At 47.1% G+C, this 21,075-nt stretch carries 21 protein-coding genes and 2 pseudogenes; 4 read left to right on the top strand and 19 right to left on the bottom strand.

What is annotated here, in order from left to right; translation table 11 throughout:
- Positions 1–4: 4 nt before the first annotated feature.
- The 11 genes from coaD to BN3656_RS11615 form a co-directional block, all read right to left on the bottom strand.
- Positions 5–502: a pantetheine-phosphate adenylyltransferase gene (coaD, locus tag BN3656_RS11665; RefSeq protein WP_066548300.1), complete on the bottom strand. Its 498-nt coding sequence runs from the start codon at positions 500–502 to the stop codon at positions 5–7.
- Positions 503–1,060 carry a 16S rRNA (guanine(966)-N(2))-methyltransferase RsmD gene (gene rsmD / locus BN3656_RS11660; RefSeq protein WP_066548295.1) on the bottom strand — a complete coding sequence of 186 codons (558 nt, stop codon included), beginning with the start codon at positions 1,058–1,060 and terminating at the stop codon, positions 503–505. It abuts the gene before it with no gap.
- A 156-nt stretch (positions 1,061–1,216) separates the two neighbouring features.
- Entirely contained in the window at positions 1,217–2,083 is an 867-nt protein-coding gene (locus BN3656_RS11655) for a protease modulator HflC (RefSeq protein WP_066548293.1), read from the bottom strand.
- Positions 2,080–3,213: an FtsH protease activity modulator HflK gene (hflK, locus tag BN3656_RS11650; RefSeq protein ID WP_081422945.1), complete on the bottom strand. Its 1,134-nt coding sequence runs from the start codon at positions 3,211–3,213 to the stop codon at positions 2,080–2,082. Before hflK ends, BN3656_RS11655 begins: the two co-directional genes overlap by 4 nt.
- Positions 3,214–3,317: 104 nt before the next feature.
- Positions 3,318–4,697 carry an MATE family efflux transporter gene (locus BN3656_RS11645; protein ID WP_066548291.1) on the bottom strand — a complete coding sequence of 460 codons (1,380 nt, stop codon included), beginning with the start codon at positions 4,695–4,697 and terminating at the stop codon, positions 3,318–3,320.
- A complete protein-coding gene (locus BN3656_RS11640) occupies positions 4,657–5,667 on the bottom strand; it encodes a hemolysin family protein (protein ID WP_081422944.1) in 1,011 nt (336 codons plus the stop codon). The genes BN3656_RS11645 and BN3656_RS11640 overlap by 41 nt, the downstream gene beginning before the upstream one ends.
- The gene (locus BN3656_RS11635) at positions 5,615–5,977 is read right to left on the bottom strand and encodes a type II toxin-antitoxin system PemK/MazF family toxin (RefSeq protein WP_066548287.1); all 363 of its coding nucleotides are present in this window, start codon (positions 5,975–5,977) and stop codon (positions 5,615–5,617) included. The genes BN3656_RS11640 and BN3656_RS11635 overlap by 53 nt, the downstream gene beginning before the upstream one ends.
- 85 nt (positions 5,978–6,062) lie before the next feature.
- Complete coding sequence (gene alr / locus BN3656_RS11630) at positions 6,063–7,253, bottom strand: alanine racemase (RefSeq protein WP_066548284.1); 1,191 nt, start codon at positions 7,251–7,253, stop codon at positions 6,063–6,065.
- Positions 7,250–8,836, bottom strand: coding sequence for a bifunctional ADP-dependent NAD(P)H-hydrate dehydratase/NAD(P)H-hydrate epimerase (locus BN3656_RS11625; RefSeq protein ID WP_066548282.1), 1,587 nt, complete (start codon positions 8,834–8,836; stop codon positions 7,250–7,252). Before BN3656_RS11625 ends, alr begins: the two co-directional genes overlap by 4 nt.
- A gap of 1 nt (position 8,837) precedes the next feature.
- Positions 8,838–9,221, bottom strand: a complete 384-nt coding sequence (gene acpS / locus BN3656_RS11620; RefSeq protein WP_066548279.1) for a holo-ACP synthase — start codon at positions 9,219–9,221, stop codon at positions 8,838–8,840.
- Between the two features lies 1 nt (position 9,222).
- Positions 9,223–9,888 carry a redox-sensing transcriptional repressor Rex gene (locus BN3656_RS11615; RefSeq protein ID WP_066548277.1) on the bottom strand — a complete coding sequence of 222 codons (666 nt, stop codon included), beginning with the start codon at positions 9,886–9,888 and terminating at the stop codon, positions 9,223–9,225.
- Positions 9,889–10,063: 175 nt separating this feature from the next.
- On the opposite strand from BN3656_RS11615, the gene BN3656_RS11610 reads away from it, so the two are divergent.
- On the top strand, positions 10,064–12,043 hold the full coding sequence (locus tag BN3656_RS11610) for an ABC-F family ATP-binding cassette domain-containing protein (RefSeq protein ID WP_066548274.1): 1,980 nt from the start codon (positions 10,064–10,066) through the stop codon (positions 12,041–12,043).
- Positions 12,040–12,270, top strand: coding sequence for a hypothetical protein (locus BN3656_RS11605; RefSeq protein WP_066548269.1), 231 nt, complete (start codon positions 12,040–12,042; stop codon positions 12,268–12,270). The genes BN3656_RS11610 and BN3656_RS11605 overlap by 4 nt, the downstream gene beginning before the upstream one ends.
- A 306-nt stretch (positions 12,271–12,576) precedes the next feature.
- Here BN3656_RS11605 and BN3656_RS11600 read toward each other — a convergent pair whose 3' ends face one another.
- Positions 12,577–13,401, bottom strand: a complete 825-nt coding sequence (locus tag BN3656_RS11600) for a carbohydrate-binding domain-containing protein (protein ID WP_242963038.1) — start codon at positions 13,399–13,401, stop codon at positions 12,577–12,579.
- Positions 13,402–13,609: 208 nt separating this feature from the next.
- Here BN3656_RS11600 and BN3656_RS11595 point away from each other — a divergent pair, with 208 nt between their 5' ends.
- On the top strand, positions 13,610–13,954 hold the full coding sequence (locus BN3656_RS11595) for a hypothetical protein (RefSeq protein WP_066548264.1): 345 nt from the start codon (positions 13,610–13,612) through the stop codon (positions 13,952–13,954).
- Positions 13,947–14,084, top strand: a pseudogene (locus tag BN3656_RS16890) (DNA (cytosine-5-)-methyltransferase); the annotation flags it as partial. The gene BN3656_RS11595 and the pseudogene BN3656_RS16890, both read left to right, overlap by 8 nt.
- Here BN3656_RS16890 and BN3656_RS11585 read toward each other — a convergent pair.
- The 7 genes and pseudogenes from BN3656_RS11585 to nikA form a co-directional block, all read right to left on the bottom strand.
- Positions 14,080–14,553: pseudogene (locus tag BN3656_RS11585) on the bottom strand (group II intron reverse transcriptase/maturase); the annotation flags it as partial. The pseudogenes BN3656_RS16890 and BN3656_RS11585 overlap by 5 nt on opposite strands.
- Before the next feature lie 503 nt (positions 14,554–15,056).
- The gene (locus BN3656_RS11575; RefSeq protein WP_066548258.1) at positions 15,057–15,989 is read right to left on the bottom strand and encodes a M14 family metallopeptidase; all 933 of its coding nucleotides are present in this window, start codon (positions 15,987–15,989) and stop codon (positions 15,057–15,059) included.
- A complete protein-coding gene (locus tag BN3656_RS11570) occupies positions 15,986–16,780 on the bottom strand; it encodes a dipeptide/oligopeptide/nickel ABC transporter ATP-binding protein (protein WP_066548256.1) in 795 nt (264 codons plus the stop codon). Before BN3656_RS11570 ends, BN3656_RS11575 begins: the two co-directional genes overlap by 4 nt.
- Positions 16,764–17,603 carry an ABC transporter ATP-binding protein gene (locus tag BN3656_RS11565; protein ID WP_066548254.1) on the bottom strand — a complete coding sequence of 280 codons (840 nt, stop codon included), beginning with the start codon at positions 17,601–17,603 and terminating at the stop codon, positions 16,764–16,766. Before BN3656_RS11565 ends, BN3656_RS11570 begins: the two co-directional genes overlap by 17 nt.
- Positions 17,600–18,424: a nickel/cobalt ABC transporter permease gene (gene opp1C / locus BN3656_RS11560; RefSeq protein ID WP_066548252.1), complete on the bottom strand. Its 825-nt coding sequence runs from the start codon at positions 18,422–18,424 to the stop codon at positions 17,600–17,602. The genes BN3656_RS11565 and opp1C overlap by 4 nt, the downstream gene beginning before the upstream one ends.
- A gap of 5 nt (positions 18,425–18,429) precedes the next feature.
- Complete coding sequence (opp1B, locus tag BN3656_RS11555) at positions 18,430–19,368, bottom strand: nickel/cobalt ABC transporter permease (protein ID WP_066548235.1); 939 nt, start codon at positions 19,366–19,368, stop codon at positions 18,430–18,432.
- A gap of 79 nt (positions 19,369–19,447) precedes the next feature.
- Positions 19,448–21,067: a nickel ABC transporter substrate-binding protein gene (gene nikA, locus BN3656_RS11550; protein ID WP_066548229.1), complete on the bottom strand. Its 1,620-nt coding sequence runs from the start codon at positions 21,065–21,067 to the stop codon at positions 19,448–19,450.
- Between the last annotated feature and the right edge of the window lie 8 nt (positions 21,068–21,075).

The raw sequence follows: 21,075 nt of genomic DNA, 5'->3' as shown, positions 1-21,075 counted from the left end.
TCCTTCATCCCTGTACTTTTTTTATCTCTTCCAGCTTTTCTCTTACTCGTCTGGCTGTGGCCGGATGGAGAAAGCCGCTGATATCACCGTCATACTCCGCGATTTCCTTCACAATGCTGGAACTTAAATAGGAGTATTTCAGGTTGGTCGTCAAAAATATGGTATCGATCTCAGGGGCAATGACCCTGTTTGTCTGGGCCATCTGAAGCTCATATTCAAAATCCGTGATGGCGCGAAGACCTCTTACGATCACCTTGGCATCATTTTGGCGGACAAAGTCGATCAGAAGGCCATGGAACGCCTGAACTTCCACATTGGGAATATCTCCTGTCACTTCCTCTAACAGCTCTACCCGCTCTCTGGCCGTAAACAGGGGCGATTTTGCCCGATTATTTAATACTCCGATAATTACCTTATCAAACATGGATGCGGTACGCTTAATAATATCCAAATGACCCAGAGTGACCGGATCGAAGCTGCCTGGATATACTGCAATTTTCATTTATTCTCCCTTGCCAGCAAAGATATGCTTGTTGGTCTTGTATATTTTTTCTTTTGTCATATGGTAACCAGCTTCCTCTAACCAGCCAAAATCCGTTTCTTTGGACGCTTCTATTATGATCTGTGTATCCTCTGTTACCATCGGTGAATCCGAAAGATACTCCAGAACCCGTTTTTCAAGTTCCATTCCATAGGGCGGATCCATAAAAATCAGGTCAAAACGATAATTTCTTCCTTCCAGCCGCTTAAGTCCTGCAATTACGTCAGATTCCAAAACAAGAGCCCCCTCTTCCAGGTGGGTACAGCTCAGATTTTCGCGGATACACTCCACCGCTTTTGGATTATTTTCAATAAAGACTGCCTTTCTGGCTCCTCTGCTTAAGGCTTCAATCCCGATGGCACCGCTTCCGGAAAAAAGATCCAGAAAAAAGCATCCGGGAATCTGGGGCTGGAGCATATTAAAAAGTGTCTCTTTGATCCGGTCTGTAGTTGGACGTGTGTCCAGACCTTCTATTGTTTTTAAAAGCAGCCTTCTGGCACTGCCTGCGATAACTCTCATGGAAAAACTCCTGTAATTAAGCAATTTTCATTCCAAACAAGTATAATATGAAATGAGCTGTAATACAAGGTTTTTTTGGAATTTTCTAAAAAGAGCAGACACAGTTTCCCATGTCCGCTCGTTTGCATCTGTTTCTTTCCTATCCTGCCCTCAAAATCAGTACCCGTAAAAGATCTGGGCAATGGGTGAAGTCTTATCAAGGATCAGCGTATTATTTCCGCTCGTAAGAGACGCCTTTGCCGCATCCAGAGAGCGGACAAAATTGTAAAAATCCGCCTTGCTGGCGTCATTATAGGCATTGGATAAAATCTGCATATACTGGGCTTCTCCTTCTGCACGGATGCGTTCCGCCTCAGCGGCCGCCTTGGATTTCATCACAGACACCTCTTTTGTGGTGTCATTTTTAATCTTCTGGGCAGAGGAATTTCCCTGAGCCGTATAGGAAGCGGCAATGTTGTTCCGCTCAGAGATCATACGGTCGTAAACAGACTGCTTATTGTCATCCGGCATATCTAAAGACTTGGTTTCTACCGCCATTACCTGAATGCCATAGCCGTCCAGAGAATCTCCAATTCCGCTGCTGATATCAAGAGCCAGCTTTCCGTCTCTGTTTTCAATGATCTCGGCCTGATCCATGTTGGAAATGACAGATTTCATGGTGGAAAAAACAGAAGCCGCAATACGGGACTGGGCCTGAGCTACCTGTCCGTTTAAATGTCTGGTAAAGAGCACCGGGTCAGAGATCTTCCACAGTACAAAAGCATCGGCGATCATGGTCTTTTTATCCTTTGTAATTACATCCGACTGGGGGATGTCATAGATCTGAAGGGACTTTGGAATGGAAGTCCCTGTCTGGAGAAAAGGCACTTTTAAGCTCACTCCCGGAGTTTCCACTACCCGGACGATCTCGCCGAACTGGCGGATCAGCTTATACTCGTTGGGATAGGTCACCACTAAGGACGCTCCCAGTAAAACCGCAGCAGCAGCCGCAGCAAAACCTGCTATGATACCGACTTTTTTCATTCCTGCGCCTCCTCTATGGTGATCTCTCCGGATGGCTGGCCGGAGGCTGTCTGCTGTTCCATGGCTTCTGCAAAACGATCCAGGGGCAGCAGCTTCTGAGTCCCGCTTTCATCTACAATATAAAGCTTCATATGAGGCAGAACCTCTTCCATAGTCTCATAAAACATACGCTGTCTTGTGATCAGAGGATATTTGGTATATTCCGCATACATCTGTTCAAATCGCGACACCTGGCCCTGGGCCTCATTGATACGGGCTTCCCGCTCTGCCTCTGCATCCTTTATAATCTGGTCGCACTGAGCTTCTGCCTGAGGAATTTTTTCATTTCGGTCCTTATTGGCATTATTGATGGCAGTTTCCTTTCCCTGCTTGGCGTTTTCCACGTTTTTAAAGGCATTCAGTACCTCTGTGGTAGGAGGAAAGGCGTCCTGAATGGTAATATTTACCACTGCAAGACCGATATCCTCTTCCATCATACGGTTTGTAAGTTTTTCCTTGATTTCTGATTGGATTTCAGATTTTCCTGTGGTAATTACATCGTCTACATTGTGGGTTCCCACCGTATCGCGGATATAGGACTGGGCCAGCATTTTTAAGGTGGCAACAGGCTCTGAGGATGCGTAGAGATATTTGACCGGGTCATTTACCATATATTCCAAATAGAAATCCGTGTTTACAAAGTTAAAATCCTTGGTGATCATGATAGATTCAGATTCATCACTCGTTCCGGTCTCAGGGTCATAGCCAATCGGCATTCCCTTAATGCCCTTGGATACCCGGCGCACATTCTGGATAAATGGGATTTTAAAATGAAGCCCTGCCTGAGATACTGCCTGGGCACTTCCCAGCGTACTGACAACTGCATAATTTTCTTCATCCAGAATATAGTAGCTGTTCGTACCCAGAAGGATCAGTATAACAGCCGCAGCTGCCACCTTTCCCCCTCTGGCAAAACGGCGTCTTTTTTTCTTCTTTTTTACCGGGTTGCCGTTGGAATCAAAGCGCTCCGGCTCCGGCGTCCCGTCCTTCTCCCCCTGCCCGTCTTCCGGCTTTTTACCGCTGTACTGTCCATTCAGCTGCTGAAAAAGCTTCCGGAAATCAGGGTTTTGTCCCAATGGATGTTTTTTCATGTAACTCCTCCTTATCTGCCCGACATAGGTCACTCATCCCCCGAAAAATATATAAGAGGATTATAACAGATAGAAGGCTGGTTTTCAACCAAAATGACAGTCTTTTACAGATCCAAAGCCAGATTTCTTAGCCATTTTTTCTGACGGTACCGCCAATAGCCCAAAATCATTTTATAGATTTCCTCAGAAAGTACCAGAGCGTATACCAGATAAATCGGAAGATGCCATACAAGCGCTCCCAGAAAAGCCAGCGGAACACCGATGATCCACACGCCGCTGGTGTCCAAAAAGAGGCACATTTTCGTGTCGCCGCCGCTTCTTAAAACACCTACCACATTTACATAGTTAAACATTTTTGCAGGCATATAGAGGGCAAATACCAGCAGGCAAAGATTTACATCCATGGCTACCTGAGGGGTAATGGTATAAATCCCGATGATCTGCCACCGTCCTGCCACCATCACAAGGTCAGCTGCCATAGTTATGATAAACTGCAGGATAAAAAACTGGGTGGCATATTTTTCTGCTCTCTTTATCTTTCCCGCGCCAAGTTCATTTCCAAGAATGACGGCTGTAGCCGCGCTTAAGCCCTGGAACAGCACTACAAAAATATCCTGGATCGTGGTAGCAATGGTAATGGCCGCCACTGCGTCATCTCCCATACGGCCATATGCCAGAGAGTACAGTGTAGTCCCCAGTCCCCACATAAATTCATTTGCAATAACCGGAGCCGATGTATCTGCGAAACGGAGGATAAAATCCCTGCTCCATCCAAACAGGCCTTTAAAGCCGCAGGCCAGAGGAAGCTTTTTGCCGTAAACATATAGGAGCACAAGACTGACCTCAATGCACCGGGCGATCAAAGTCGCGCAGGCAGCGCCTGCCACGCCCATCTGCGGAGCACCGAATTTTCCAAAGATCAGCACATAGTTTAAAACAACATTGATAGCAATTGCAATACAGCTGCATACCACAGGATATACAACCTTATTTACAGCCCGCAGCATGGCGACGTACACATTTGTCATGGCAATAAAAGGGTATGTGAGCACGGCGATCCGAAGATATTTTATGCCCAGTTCAATGCTGCTCTCACTGGTTGTAAAGATCCGCATCACCTGATGGGGCCAGATCAATCCCGGGAGCACAAATACAAGTGCTCCGGCTGCGGCCAGGAGAATAGATAAGCCCAATACTTTCCGTATGCTCTTTACATCTCCATTACCCCAGTACTGGGCCGCTAAAATACCGGCTCCGCTGACAATGCCGAATACCAGCAGTGAAAATACAAAAAAATACTTATTTGCAAGTCCCACGGCGGCAATGGCGCTGGAGCCAAGGCCTCCGATCATCAGAGTATCTACCATATTTACTACTGTATTAAGCATACCCTGCAGTGCCACAGGGCATGCGATCATCAGCGCTTTTTTAAGAAATCTCCGGTCACGGAGCATTTCTCCCGTGCGGATCATCAGCTGTCTCATCGTTCGTTTCCATTCCTTCCTCGTTCATTCTGTTTTTCCTGTCTTCCAGCAGTTTTTTTGCAAGTACGCTTTCAATTTTCTTATTTCCGATCGTTAACACCTGAAAATGCCAGCCGGACTGGTCGATGGAGGGCTTTTCGCCCTCTGCCGGAATCCGGTCTAACCGGGATGTAAGAAAACCGTTTAATGTATCGTACTCCTCCTCGTCCTCTCCCAGGCTTAGTTTTAGCGCCTCTGAAACCTCATCAAAGGGCGCCAGTCCGCTGATAAGCCAGGAACCGTCCTCTCTTTCGGTCATATAGTGCTCTTCCTCGTCATATTCATCCATGATGTTCCCCACGATTTCTTCTAAAATGTCCTCCATGGTCACCAGGCCTGCGGTTTGTCCATACTCGTCTACCACGATTTCCATATGGATCTTTTCCGACTGCATTTCTTTAAAAAGAGAATCAATCTTTTTTGTCTCAGGGATAAAAGCCGCCTCTCTTAAAAGTCCCGGCACTTTACGGATTTCCTGTTCCCTGAATTCTGCTTTGCGGGCCAGCATGGCCGCATCTCTCAGATGAAGGATCCCGATAATATCATCCATATCCTCGCCATATACGGGATACCGTGTATTGATGCCCTCATCCAGCATAAAATCAAGGGCAGCCTCCAGCTTCATGGAACCGTCAAGAGCCGTGATCCCGGTTCGGTGAGTCATAATATCTTCTGCCGTTGTGTCACCAAGCTGGAAAATATTGGATATCATTTCTGTTTCATCTGCTTCCAGCACCCCCTGCTCATGGCCTTCATTGACCATGGTCATAATATCTTCTTCCGTTACATCCTCATAACCGTGTAACTTGATCCCAAAGCGCCTTAAAGCTGCAAAAAGCTTTTTTCCAGGCCCCCAGCTTCCATCCTCCATAGTAAATTCAAAAACTCCTTTCTCTCGTTCCCAGCTCCAGGCTGATCCGCATAGCTTCATCTACCCGTCTCATCATTTCCCCGTCAATATGACAGATTCTTTCTCTCAGCCGCTGTTTATCAATGGTGCGTACCTGCTCCAGTAAAATGACAGAATCCCTGACCAGACTCCGGTTTCTGGCTTTCAGCTCTACATGAGTAGGCAGTTTTGCCTTATTCATACGGGAGGTGATCGCCGCACAGATTACCGTAGGACTATGTCGGTTTCCCACATCATTCTGAATGATCAGCACCGGACGCACACCTCCCTGTTCAGAGCCCACAACCGGGCGAAGATCCGCATAAAAGATATCTCCCCGTCTGATGATCATAGCTTTCCCCTCCCATGTACTGATACACTATCAGCATATGTAGGGGGACAGTCCAGGGAGCGTGTCTGTACCTCTTATAAATATCTTATGGCTCTTCAAACCCTTCGTAGCGGTCATCAAAATAATCCTTTGTTCCTGCAATCGCACCGTCTTTTATATAGACTCGGGGCACCCGCTTTCCAATATCGCAGATGATCTCATAGTGGAAGCCACCTGAGCAGGCAGCCATTTCTTCTACTGTGATCTCTTCTTCCCCATCCCTTCCGATCAAAGTAACCTCATCATCCTCTTTTGCCTCAGGGATATCCGTCACATCGACCATAAACTGATCCATGCAGATCCGGCCAAGGATCCTGGCCCGCTTTCCGCGGATAAGGACAAAACCTTTATTGGACAAAGCGCGGTTGTAACCGTCCGCATATCCGGTAGGAATGGTTGCCACCCGCATAGTCTTATCTGATACAAAGGTGCTGCCGTAGCTTACTGGCGTTTTTGGTCCTATTTCCTTAATATAGGTGATAAAGCTCTTAATTTCCATTATAGGCGTCAGTCGGATCCGGCTTCGATCCACTTCATCCGATGGATAAAGACCATAAATACAGATTCCGGCACGGACCATATCCATATGGTTTGAATCCAGATCTTCTACGATCCCGGCGCTGTTGGAACAGTGGCGGATGGGAATATTGACCCCATATTCCTCCAGATAACCTAAAAAAACCAGATATTTGTCATACTGCTCCCTGTAAAAAGTCTTGTCTGTCTCATCTGCTCTTGCAAAATGGGTAAAAAGCCCCTCGATTTCAATGCCCGGAAGGGACGCCATCCCGGCTGCCTCCTTTGCAGCATCCCTGCTGGGAGCCATGCCGATCCGGCTCATGCCTGTATCAAGGGCCAGATGGATTTTGGCCGTAAGGCCTCTTTCCTTTGCCAGACAGGATAATTCCTTGGCTTCTTTTAAACGGAACATAGCCGGGGTGATCTTGTACTGCAAAAGCTCCTCAAACCGCTGTCTGTGGGTCACACCTAAAATCAGGATCGGTTTTTGGATCCCATGGCGGCGCAGATTGATCCCTTCGTCTATATTAGATACCGCATAACCTTCCACATACGGATCCATGGCCCAGGCCACCGGAACTGCTCCATGGCCGTAGCCGTCTGCCTTTACGACACCCATAATGGCTGTAGAGGCCGGAAGGGCCTCTCTCATAGCTTTCATATTAGAAACAACGGCATCCAGATTTACCGTTGCATATACTCTGCTGTAAGGTCTCATTTTGTTTTGATTTCCTCCTTCTGCCGATCCATAAAGGCCCCGGCTGCCTCAGCAATCTCTGATGCAAGCAGGCTGTGAAGCTTATTTCCGGCTGCACGCTCTCCTGCCAGCCCATGAATATAAACGCCCAAAGCGGCTGCTTCCTCTTCCTCCATTCCCAGGGCCATCAGCCCGGCCAGGATGCCGGTAAGCACATCTCCGGATCCGGCCTTTGCCATAGCGCTGCTTCCGCTGGTATTGATATATAAAGTCCCCTCTTTTCCTGCGGTCACGGCTGCCGCATCTTTAAGAACGCAGGTAATCCCGTAGTGGGATGCATAGGAAAATGCCGCAGCCGGAAGATCGGCCTGAATTTCACTGATTTTCTGGCTTGTAAGCCGCGCCATTTCCCCCAAATGGGGAGTGATCACAATATTTTCCGTATAGTAGGAGGTCAGATAGGGGTGAGATGCAATGGTATTTAAGCCGTCCGCATCAATGATCACAGGCACAAAGGCGCTTGTAAGGATATCCTCTACCAGATATTCCACATAAGGCTCGCTTCCAAGACCAGGGCCTAAAACCACCACATCTGCCCAGTTCATCTCAGCCTCGATCCGTTCCTTAAAATCCTCTCTCCCGCCTAAAAGCTCTTCCGGACGATAAGAAGAAATAATGGCTTCCGGAAGAAGGGTCTGTAAAACCGTCCTGTTTTCTTCCACGGTCAGGATTTTTACAAGTCCCGCTCCGGCCCTGTAGGCTCCAAGAGCGCTAAGATAAGCTGCTCCGCTCATGTTTTTAGAGCCTGCTGCGATCAGCACGCGGCCAAAGGTCCCTTTATTTGAATAGGCTTTCCGCTCCGGTACCCGGTTTAAATCGCTTTCCTCGCAGGCATACGCCATAGAGATCGGATCCTCCTCTTCCTGCTCTGCCCTTAAGGCCTCCTCAGGAAAACCGATGTCTGCAACCGTAACATTTCCCGCATAGTCCCTTCCCGGATATACGGCAGTTCCAATCTTCTCCCAGCCAAAGGCTACGGTTTCATCTGCTTTCAGAGCAATCCCCATCACCGCTCCCGTACCGGAATGGATCCCGGAAGGAATATCGACAGCAATGCACCATGGCTTTGTTTTTCCATTCCCTTTAAGAATCTCTGCTGCAAGCTCCATACAGGCTCTGTATTCTCCCTGGATTTCCCGGCTTAATCCCACACCGAAAAGGCCGTCGAAAAGAATCCCGCAGTTTTCTGCTTCCTCTTTCATAAGTTCCCATTTTTTTACAGGTATCCCCAGCTTCCTGGCAATGGAAAGCTGGAGCTTTAATTCTTCTGTCGCCTTTTCCTCTGAACTGGCCAGAAAAATAACTGCAGGAAGTCCTTTTAAATAAACCATCCGGGCTGCCGCCGCTGCATCCGCTCCATTATTTCCCACACCGCACAGCGCCCAGACCGGACTGTGTGCGGCAAATGCTCGGGCTGCCTTTAATGCGCAGTCTGCGACCGCCAAAGCTGCCCGCTCCATTAAAACCAGGGAAGGAATCCCGACCTCATGGATGGTGTAATGATCCACTGCTTTCATCTTTCTACCTGTCAGAAGGGTTCTCATATCATGTTCTCCTCTCTGCGGACGTTTCCTTTTCGCCCACTGCAAATGCCATGGCAAAATCCTCTGTATTGGAGATAGACACATGGATCTGTGTCAGCCCCATTTCCTCAGATCGCTTTTTAGCGCCGCCGTAAAGATTGACATAGGGTTTTCCAAGCTCATCCCGAAGCACCTCGATATCTCCGGGCATAAATCCCCGGAACCCGGTGCCGAACATCTTTGCCACGGCCTCCTTCACAGCAAAAGAGCCGGCCAGCTTAGAGGCAGACCCCTTCGCTTGCCGGCTTTCCGTCTCCGTAAATGTGCGAGCGACAAAATGAGGCCTCCTGCAGGCCTTTTCCATGCGCTTTATTTCGATCAGATCGGTTCCAACTCCCAGTATCATCCTACTTGCTTCCTGTGCGTTCGTTTTTTTCATCCCGGTCCAGCATACTGCATACCCGGTAGGACAGCCGCATCAGACTTTCAGACAGATGCACATTTTCCACAACTACATCCTCCGGTACAACAAGATCCGTATGGGCGAAATTCCAGATTGCCTTGATTCCTGCTGCTACCAGACGATCCGCAATCTCGGGAGCCTTTGTCTTTGGTATGGTAAGAGCCGCGATCTGGATCTCATTCTCTTTTATAAAGCTTTCCAGATCGTCCACGGACCGGATTTCAATCCCGCGGATCACCAGACCGATCAGCTTGGGATTGATATCAAACATCCCTTTGATCACAAAACCTCTCCGTTCAAAATTTGTATAATTGGCGATTGCCTGTCCCAGATTTCCGGCTCCGATGATGATCAGATTGTGCTGCTGGTCGATTCCCAGAATCTTTGCAATTTCCGAGTACAGATATTTTACATTATAGCCATAGCCCTGCTGTCCGAAGCCGCCGAAATTATTCAGATCCTGGCGGATCTGAGAAGCTGTAACCTTCATGCGGTTGCTCAGTTCATTGGAAGAGATACGCTCCACTCCTTCTTCAATCAGCTCCCCCAGATAGCGGTAATAGCGGGGCAGTCTCGAAATAACCGCTTTCGATATTTCCTTGCGTTCCATCCTGTGCCACCCTCTCCTTATATGATTCAATCTAATGCTTTCTATTATAATCGGGCGTTAAAAAAATGTCAAATCACTTTCAGGATGTTCTTGAAAAAAATATGTTCCTATATTATACTGATTGGTGCATATTATGCAAAAAACATAGAATTTATGCTAAAAAAGGAGTTTTGAAATGATCCTGTCATGCAGCAACATCAGCCGGTCCTTTGGAGATAACCATATCCTCAAACGGGTCTCATTTCATATAGAGGAACATGAAAAAGCCGCTGTCGTAGGGATTAACGGCGCGGGAAAATCCACTCTTTTAAAGATCATCATCGGTGATCTGGCACCAGATGAGGGAAGTGTAACCTGGGCCAAGGGCGCTTCCATCGGATATCTGGCCCAGCATCAGGATCTAGAGGGCGCTGAGACCATTTATGACGCTCTTTTAGAGGTAAAGCGGCCTATCCTTGAAATGGAGGAGCGTCTGCGAAACCTTGAACAGTCCATGAAATCTGCCTCCGGTGAAGAACTGGAGGCTATGCTTTCCGAATACAGCCGCTTAAACCACGCGTTCGAGCTGGAAAACGGCTACGCCTGCCGCAGTGAAATTACGGGGGTATTAAAGGGTCTGGGATTTTCAGAGGATGAATTTTCAAAGCCCATCCAGGCGCTCTCCGGCGGCCAGAAAACCCGTGTATCCTTAGGCAAGCTTCTCTTAACCAAACCCGATATCCTGCTTCTGGACGAGCCCACCAACCATCTGGATATGGAGTCTATTGCATGGCTGGAAACCTATTTAAAGGGCTATTCAGGAAGCGTGATCATCGTGGCCCACGACCGGTATTTCCTGGACCGTGTGGTTACAAAGGTCATCGAGCTGGACAATGGCACCGCCACTGTGTTTTCCGGCAATTACTCCGCCTACAGCGATAAAAAAGCCATGCTCAGAGACGCACAGATCCGTGCTTACTTAAATCAGCAGCAGGAAATCCGCCATCAGGAAGCGGTCATTGCCAAATTAAAATCATTTAACCGTGAAAAATCCATCCGAAGGGCAGAAAGCCGGGAAAAGATGCTGGATAAAATCGAGCGTCTGGAAAAGCCAGTGGAAATCAACGATTCCATGGATATCCGTCTGGAACCGGACGTAGTCAGCGGAAATGATGTACTCACCGTCACAGACTTAAGCAAGTCCTTTGATACTCAGACATTATTTACACATGGCAGCTTTGAAATCAAACGTGGGGAACGGATTGCGGTTATCGGAAATAACGGTACCGGAAAGACCACGCTTCTTAAGATCATAAACGGCCTGATCCCTGCTGATGCCGGAGAAATCCGCCTGGGCGCCAAGGTTCATATCGGCTACTACGATCAGGAACATCAGGTTCTCCATATGGATAAGACCCTGTTTCAGGAGATCCAGGATACCTATCCCAATATGAACAACACTCAGATCCGCAATACCCTTGCTTCTTTCCTCTTTACCGGTGATGATGTGTTTAAGCTGATCAAGGATTTAAGCGGCGGCGAACGGGGCCGCGTTTCACTTGCAAAGCTTATGCTTTCAGACGCCAATTTCCTGCTCCTTGACGAGCCCACCAACCATCTTGACATTACCTCAAAGGAGATCCTGGAAAGCGCTTTAAACCGGTATACGGGAACGGTTCTTTATGTATCTCATGACCGTTATTTCATCAACCGCACCGCTACCCGGATCCTGGATCTGACCGGACAGTCCTTTGTAAATTATATTGGCAATTATGATTATTATCTGGAGAAAAAGGAGGATGTGGAGGCTGCATTTTTTGCAGGACGAGGCTCTGAGACTCCAAAATCAGCTTTAGGCCGTCCGGCTGATGCCGGAACGGGAGCTTCTTCCGGTACCGCTGCCTCCTCTTCTGCTTCAGATACAGGGGCCAAGCTTGACTGGAAGGCTCAGAAGGAAGAACAGGCCAGGATCCGCAAACGTCAGAATGAACTTAAAAAGACCGAAGACGCCATCCACCAGTTAGAAACAAGAGACAGCGAGATCAATGAGCTGCTGGCGTTGGAAGAAGTCTATACCGATGTGTCCAGACTGATGGAGCTGAACAAAGAAAAGGATTCCATCAGTGAAAAACTGGAAAAACTTTACGAATTATGGGAGGCGCTGGCAGAGGAATGAAACTAAAACGTATTCTGGCCCTTCTTGGAGTCCTTCTTCTTGCAGGGCTTGTTCTCCTGTTTTTTATTCTGGCTCTTACCGGGGCTTCCAAAAATACACTGATGGCTGTGGCTTTTTCGATCCTCTTCTTTTCCATCCTGTTTTATGCTATGGCGCTGATGGCAAGGGTGTTAAAGCATGGAGACGATCCAGGTCAGGAAGAGGATGAACGAAAAAAAATATTATAGGTTATTGATAAATCGGGAGCCTTCCGGGAGTATGTCTTCATAGGCTGCGGTCATGCAAATGACCGCAGTTTCCTTTTTTACGATAGGATCTGAATTTCTGCTGTCAACCTCTGCAGTTCATTCCGTGTAAATCTTACTAATTTTTTTCTCTATGAAATCCCCTTAATGGCTGCTTCCCCATCGGATGAATACCATCTTCTGTTTCACGGACAGGGTATTGTCCTGCCAGCTGCTCTAAATATTTCTTTCATTTTTTCAGAAGGTCACCGTACTATTCTTCCTGTGTCAACTATACATCCCACACATTTACTGGATTTCTTTTTTATTTTCATTATCGGGTTTTTCTCCCATTCCCGGTTTATTGTCCATTTCTCCGGGTCTTTTACCATTCTCCGCCGGTTCCCTTTCCATGGGCGCCCTCCCGCCTGTGGGAACTTCGCCGTTCTCAGGCCCCCTACCGCCTTTAGGAGTCTCACTGCCAGCGGGAGCCTTTCCATTTTCAGGAATATCGGTGCCGTAAACAAGACTGTCCATAGTAATCATTTTCTCCTCCGTACCGGCTGTTAATGAATAGCTTTCTCCCTGTCTGATATCCGGGCTGCTAATGAGGACAGATGAATATTCTTTTTCTGCTTTCCAGGATAAAAGCTCTGTGCCGTCACTGTTTTTCAGGGCGATCTGCGTTCCGGCTTCCTGCGGATTCAAAGTAACCATTATTATCCCCTGGGTAGAAGATGAATCAAAATTTTGTGCCATATCGGATGCACCTGATGAAGCAAAAATCCCTCCTGTGACCACTGCTTTTCCATTATAATTCAATGAACTGTTTCCACCATTGACCGGCCCGGACAAATAGGTTTCTCCACCGGAAATCATAAGATCTCCATTTGAATCAATCCCATCTCCTGACGCGTTGATTCTCAGGCTGCCGCCTGAAATTGAAATATAGGCTCCTTCCATAGATACAAACGGATCTTGTCCTTTTTCCATACTGCTTCCGTCTCTGCCTCCAGCAGCATTCACACCGTCGTCAGATGCTGTAATATCGATCGTCAAACCTTCTATTCCTTCGCAGCTTTCTGAAATCTTAATACTGCCTCCGGAAATGGCAGCTCCGTCATCTGCATGGATTCCATCATCTCTGGAAGACAGAGTGTAATCTCCTCCGGTGATAAAAACATATAAAATGTTATTCCCCGTCGCCAGTTATGCTTTTACACAGTCAAGCGACGGGGATATAAATTCTCCAGAGCCGTCCCCCTTTCCGGGGAAAGGGGCGGAGGGGAAAGGCGAACCTTGCTGATACCCATTCTATATAAGAAGAAACGGAGGTTATTCAATGAAACGACCCTTAGCATATCTGACTGCCGCATGGAGCGGACAACCGGAAATCGACATGGAACTGGCGGCGGGCTACTGCCGCCTTGCTTATGAGGCGGGATTTTCTCCCATCTGTCCGCTGATCTACCTTCCGCTGTTTTTAGACGACAGCGTACCCGAGGAACACAAAGCCGGGATTGACATGGCCCGGGATATGCTCCGCCGTTCCCATACGCTGATTGTCTGCGGGGAAACAGTGGATGAAGATGTGAAAAACGATATTGCAGTTGCCGGAAGGCTTGGCATTGCGGCAACGACTTTAGAGGGCGTCCTGGCAGTAAAAGGACATGGCAGAAATACCTGACATTAAGCTGGGAAGTCTGTTTGACGGGATCGGGATCTTTCCCCTTGCTGCCTCCCGGTGCGGAATCCGCTCGGTGTGGGCCAGCGAGATTGAGAAAGCCCCGATTTCCATTACCAAACGGCACTTGCCTCTTTTGCACTTCTGTTCGGACGATAGCCATAGCTACCCTCTGCAAACAGTGGTTCATAGATTGGCACTAACTGTTGGGTTATTGTCTGTTGAAGTGTACGGTCTAGCACTGTTGGTATGCCAAGCTTTCGCACACCACCATCTGATTTGGGAATCTCAACTCATCTTACTGGAGACGGAGTATACTTTCCACGATAAATGCGGTCGGTTATCTCTCGTTGATGTTCCTTTAAATATGGAAGAGCCTCCTCAATGGTCATGCCAGCAATTCCTGGCGCTCCCTTGTTTGCCTTAACTCTCTTATACGCTCTGTTAAAGTTGTCTTTATACAGTATCGCTTCCAAAAGTCTCGGCTGTGCACTGTCTCTTTCTTTCCATATCCGATTGAATGACCTAGACGCTTTCACATACCCTTCATGTTCCGCATTATCTCTTTGCGAACAGCCATTGTTTTCAATGTTTTCTGCCATAGACGGTCATTCCTCCTTTCTCGGTCATACTCAAGACTCCTACTGATTCGGTCCTTCACCTCTCGGCTACTATGACCTCTGCTGACTTCTGTGCGTTCAGCATTGCTTTATGTAATGGTTACCTCTTTCAAGGCGTGCCGCACAGACCTCCCTAGGTACCACACGTTTCTTCCTCTCCATCCATCTGCCTCATCTATCATGCATGATTCCGTGTAGTTATTGGACTTCGACTTGGATGGCAGCCTTACCCTCATGCATGACCTCATATGAGATTTCTGTTCGTCAGACCAGAGAGTTGCCCGTGAGTTAGTATGTTCCTCACATCCAGCTTCCTTCAGATCCCACCTCACGATGGACACCCTTGCCTTCGGCTATATCCTTCCCACTACCGGGCGGATTCGGGACTTTAACCCGTTAGAAACGTGCGCCGCTAGGCGCACCATCCATAAAACAGGGTGTGCAGATATAAAAACTGCACACCCGATCGCAACATCCTTCTGCACTTATATCTTCCCATATGCAGCCAATGCCTCGCCAGCCCTTACTCCCAACGCTGTCGTATGATACAAGACAACTCCATCGAATTTTGCACAAAGCTCCGTTCGTTTCCCATCCGCATAAGCTTCAAAAACCCCAAACTTTTCTCCACAGCATACCCGCTTCCCCGCTGTAATAGAGGGATACCAAAAGCCGTCAGAGACTGCCTCCTCATAAACGGCTTCTTTTATATCTGCCTGCGATGTTTTTTCATATGAACCCTGTTTTATCCCAAGAAATGCCATAATGCGGTGCATATCCTCCATACACCGCTCCACTTCATTCTCCGACCACAGACCGCCTGAACCCCGTTCGATCAAAAGAGACGGAATCCCCTTCTGTACGGCCCAGCTGTATAATCCATTTTTCGCCTGAGAGCTTACCCTGTAAGGTACGGATAATACTTTGGCTGCCTGTAATGCTTTATCATTAACCGCCTTCTCTCCCTTTGTGGGATAAAAAACAAGAGGAATCAAATCTTCATTGCTGTCTCCGCTGTGAAGATCAATCAGAAAATCTGCACAGGGATAGATATATTCTTCCATGGTATAAGCAATCCGTTCAGAAATCGTTCCATTCGATTTTCCAGGGAAAACCCTGTTTAAATTTTTTTCATCCTCCGGAACCACCTGCTTTCTGCCGTCAAAAAATCCGCCCCTGTTTACGAGAGGGATCAATATCACGTTTCCCGCCAATTCCATGGGGTCAAGAAACTCAGCCATTCGCTTCGCTGCTTCTATCCCCACATACTCGCAGCCGTGAACTCCTGCCGTTATGACCAGAGTTTTTCCCTGATTTTTTCCACAGATACAAATTCCTTCCATTGCCTCCGCCTGTAAGACCGGAATTTTTATATGTTTCTTTTCCCCCGCCTGTATCTCGTATCCGCAAACGATCATGATGCCTCCTCTGTGTCAAAAACGATAATAGATTCTAAAAGCTTTCTGGCATAGATATCCTTTGCTTCGCTTAGCTGCTTTACCGGAAGATACTCTGTCACCCTTCCCTGGTACAAAAACAGCACATCATCACAAAGATAGGTTATAGATGTAAGATCATGGGTAATGAAAATATAGGTCAATCCAAGCTTTTCCTTTAAATCAAGCAAAAGATCCATGATCTGAACCTGGGTATGGGCATCTAGTGAGGAAATCGCCTCATCAAATAAGATCAACTCCGGTTTACACGCAACCGCCCGGGCAATGCAGATCCGCTGAAGCTGGCCTCCTGACAGTTCATGGGGAAACCGACCGGCAAAGTCATAGGACAGGCCTACCAGCTCAAGCAGCCGGCGGATCTCCTTTTCCTGATTCAGCTTTTTCCTCTCTCGTCTTTGACGGACAAAGAGGCCTTCCTTCAAAATATCCGCCACTCTGAAACGGGGATTGGCTGAGGTTGTATAGTCCTGAAAAACAATACTTAACCGATCCTGCAGATTCTTACGTCCCTGTTTTGAACCGTATACGGAAACTCCATTGAGGAATACGGTTCCCGAATCCGGTTTTAAAAGTCCGCATAACACCCTGCCCATAGTAGATTTTCCACTTCCGGATTCACCCAGAATCCCCAGGCAGGTTCCTTTTTTCACCTCCGCTGATACATCAAATAAAACCTGCTGTTTTGTATGTCCAAACAGCTTGTCTTGGCATTCCCTGCGGAAGCTGACGCATATCTTATCCAGCTTGAGCATGACTGCACTCTCCTCCTTCCAGCGCCTGTCTGTATTTTCTCATAACATCCGTCCGTTTTTCAATCAACAGCCTTGTATACGGATCTGCCGCATGGTGGATAATGTGATGGAAATCCCCCTGATCCACTACTGTTCCCTGGTTCAGAACCACAATTTTATCTGCTATCTGCGAAACAGCATTAAGGTCGTGAGAAATAAAGATCATCGCGGTCTTATGCTTTTGTTTAATGGCTGCAAATTCATTTAAAATATCAAACTGTGTAATGGCATCGATTGCAGTGGTGGGCTCATCTGCAATCAGCAGAGACGGCTCCATGGACATGGCAATTCCAATCATAATACGCTGCAGCATTCCGCCGGAAAGCTGGTGTGGATATTTTTCCAGTGCCTCCTCTGGATTTCGGATCTGCATTTTATCTAACATTTCAATGGATCTCTCTTTTATTTCTCCGGCATCCCATTTTTGATGAGCTGCAAATGTTTCTGCAATCTGGTTTCCGATACGGTACAGAGGATCGAAACAGGTCATGGGATTTTGCAGTACGATTCCAACCTGCCCGCCTCTCAGCCTGCGCAGCTGCTCTGCATTTTTCCCAACCAGCTCATCCCCCTGAAATTTCGCGCTTCCGGAAACAACAAAATTCTTATCAAGAAGCCCCATGGCTGCCTTAATTGACATGGATTTTCCGCTTCCTGATTCCCCCAAAATTCCCAGGCACTCCCCCGGCTTTACCGAAAAAGAGACGCCTTTCACTAAATCCGTATTCCTTTTTTTGCCTCGCAGGGATACCTGAAGATGATTCAATTCAAATACTGGTGTCACTTTGCCACCTCCTTTGGATCAAGAACGTCCCGCATCGCATCTCCCAGCAGATTAAAGCAGCACACAAGGGCAACGATTGCAATTCCTGGCGCAAGCATCTGAGTTGGGTTGCTGGTCAGAACCTCCTTAGCCTCATTTAACATAGCGCCCCATTCTGGTGTGGGTGCCTGAACTCCCAGTCCCAGAAAAGATAATGTAGAGATGTTAATAATCGCCCATCCAATGTCCAGAGAAGCCAGAACTGCCAGATCAGAAGTGATGGACGGCAGCAAATGACGGAACAGGATAAAACGCTCTGGCATGCCTACGCACCTGGAAAACTGTACAAAATTTTTATCCCTGTACTGCATAACTCCGGTACGGATCATGCGGGCATACCAGGCCCATTTTATAAACACATTGGCAATGATCACATTCTGGACACTGATTCCCAGCAGGGCCACCACTGCAAATACCATGATCTGGCTGGGAAAGGAGAGCATCACATCTACGATCCGCATAATAATCTCCTCTGCAATCCCTCTGAAATATCCGGCTATAATGCCCAGGACTGCCCCAATCCCAATGGTTCCTGCCATAGTAAGAGCTGCCAGCCCCAAGGTGGGGCGGATTCCAAAGATCATGCGGGAAAGCACACATCTGCCCAGCTGATCCGTTCCAAGGGGGTACTGGACGCTGTAGGAAGCAAACTTATTGATAATATTGGTTTCATAGGGATCGTTCGGGGCAATAACCGGAGCAAAAATCCCAATAAGAGCAATGAGCAAAACTGCAAATGTTGTAAAAACTGCCGTTCTGTTCTGAAAAAAACGCTTTACCATGTTCTCTAATCCTCCTTTCTCAGCCGTGGGTCAGACACTGTCTGCAAGATATCAAATATCAAATTAAATACTACAAAAAGAACACCGATCAGCAAAACATAGGTCTGAATAACTGGATAATCCCTGTTAAAAATAGAACTGATGCACAGAGTTCCAAGTCCCGGCCATGAAAATACATTTTCTACAACAATGGTACCTGATATCAGCTGAGGGATACTCATTCCCATTGCAACAATGCAGGTATGCATGGAATTTTTCAGAACATGCTTTACCCAGATCGATTTTGGAGATAATCCTCTGACATTGGCATAAAGGACATAATCCTGTTTCATATTCTCCAGCATATTATTGCGTATCAGCCGGATATAGGTCGATATATAGCTTAATGCCACTGTAAATGCAGGAAGGATCAAATGCTTCCATGTTCCGTTTCCATTGGTAGGCAGCCATCCAAATTTTACGCCGATTGCCCACATCAGCAGCAGTCCAACCCAGTAAGGAGGCATGGCAGTGGTAACAAAGACAATGCTTCTCATCATCTTATCAAACCATCCATCCTTGTATACTGCACACAAAAATCCGATTGGAATACTCAAAAGCAATACGATCACAAAGGAAGCTCCCGCAAGCTGCAGGGTGGCCGGAAGACATCTTAAAATTTCTCCGGCTACGGTTCTTTTGGGATTCACATAGCTGATTCCAAAGTCTCCCTGCAGGCATCCTGCAAGCCAGTCAAAATACCGGATCAAAAACGGCTTATTCAGACCAAGCATTTCCTCCATCCTGGCAATGGCCTCTTCTGTTATCACAGGCATTTGCTGTACCCTTAGGGCAACCTCTGCGGGATTAGATGGAATCAGATTGATAAACAGAAAACAGATAAAGGAAATCGCAAGCAGCAATGGAACAGCCATCATCAGACGGCGAATGACATATCGTTTCACAGCTTTTCCCCTCTTTCTTATAGATTTTCAGGTCTTATCTTTTAAAAAGCCGCTTCTCAGAAGAAACGGCTTTTCCTGATTATTCAAAATACATGTCAGAAAACGGAACATCATACTGGTCTGTTCCAAAATGAACGCCTTGTAAATTCTTTGTATAAAGCGCCTTGTTGCATTCAAAAGTCAGAGGAATATATACGGCATCCTCGTGGAGACGGGTGAGAACGAACCGGTACAGTTCCTGACGTTCCTCTTCATCTGTGGTAGTCAGGATATCCGTAATTGCCTGATCAATTTCTTTCTTATCTGCCAGTCCCTGCTGTGCCGCAAAATCTCCGTAAACCGGCGCTCTCATTGCCGCCAGAGAAGACTGTGGATCGTAAGGCATACCCCAGCAGATGTTGAATACCATATCAAAATTGCCTGCTTTCATATTGTCCCTGTAGGACTGCTCCTCCTCACCATGTATGTTGAGGGAAATTCCAAGCTTCAGGTATTCGCTCTGCAGATATTCAGAAATGGTTTTTTCCGTTACACTATCGCTGTTATACAATAAATCCAGTTCCAGTTTTTTTCCGCCTTTCTCCCTGATGCCACTGCTTCCCATAATCCATCCTGCCTCATCCAACATACTGGATGCGGTTTCTGTACTATATTCGTATGGTGTCAGTTCTACATCACAGTAAGGAACCGTAGCTGCGTAAAGCGTATCTGCCGGCTGCTCCAGCCCATAAAAAATACCTTCCGAAATTGCCGTTCTGTTGGTCGCATGCTGCAGTGCCTGACGGACAGCCGTATCACTGAGAATCTCATTCGTCGTGTTTAATACAATATGTCTTGTAGAGGTAGGATCGGAAAGGGCAACTTCAAATTTATCACTGTCCACATACTGACTGATGGCATCTGCATCCAGCATATTTTTACCAAAAATCAGATCGATCTCTCCAGACTCCAGCGCCATAATACGGGTCTGGTTATCGGGAATTACTTTTACGGTAATCCTTTCAATTTCAGGCTTTTCTCCCCAGTAATTTTCATTGCGCTCAAATACGGCATATTGATCTGTCTCGAAATCAGTAAGCACATAAGGACCGGTTCCGATATACCTGCTCACTCCGTCTTTTGTACTTCTGTTAATCATGCAATTGGGAGAAATCATGGCAAAAGGACGGATACAGCCTAATTCCGTAAGCATTGGATAATAGGCTTCACTCAATTCTATTACAAATGTATGGTCATCCGGAGCCGATACCCCAACCAGCAGGTTCATCATCTCCAGCCATGTATGACGATCTTTATTCTCAATAATTGCATTAAAATTCGCTAAGATTGCATTGGCATCGCAGACGGTTCCATCCGAAAAAGTAACTCCATCGCGGATTTTAAATGTATATATTTTTCCATCCTCGCTGATGGTCCAGCTTTCTGCCAGGCATCCCTCATATCCGTCTTCTGTAATGCTCACCAGAGTATCGTACAAAATGCTCTGGGCATACATTTCTCCTGCATACAGATGTGGATTTAAATCCCGGATATCACGATAATTTACAAAAACCAGTTCCTGATCGGAACTGTTGGCTGAAGCGGCCGATTCCGATGATGCTGTTGAGACCGATAATGCAGCTTCTTTCTGGCCGCATCCGCTTAAAAGACCAATCGCCAAGATTCCTCCCAGAACCAGTGCCGGAAATCTTTTTCTCATAGTGCTTA

It is taken from the genome of Clostridium sp. AT4 (genome assembly GCF_001517625.2).
Taxonomy (GTDB): domain Bacteria; phylum Bacillota; class Clostridia; order Lachnospirales; family Lachnospiraceae; genus Enterocloster.
The sequence above is the reverse complement of the archived record's forward strand: the minus strand, read 5'-3'. Positions and strand labels throughout refer to the sequence as shown.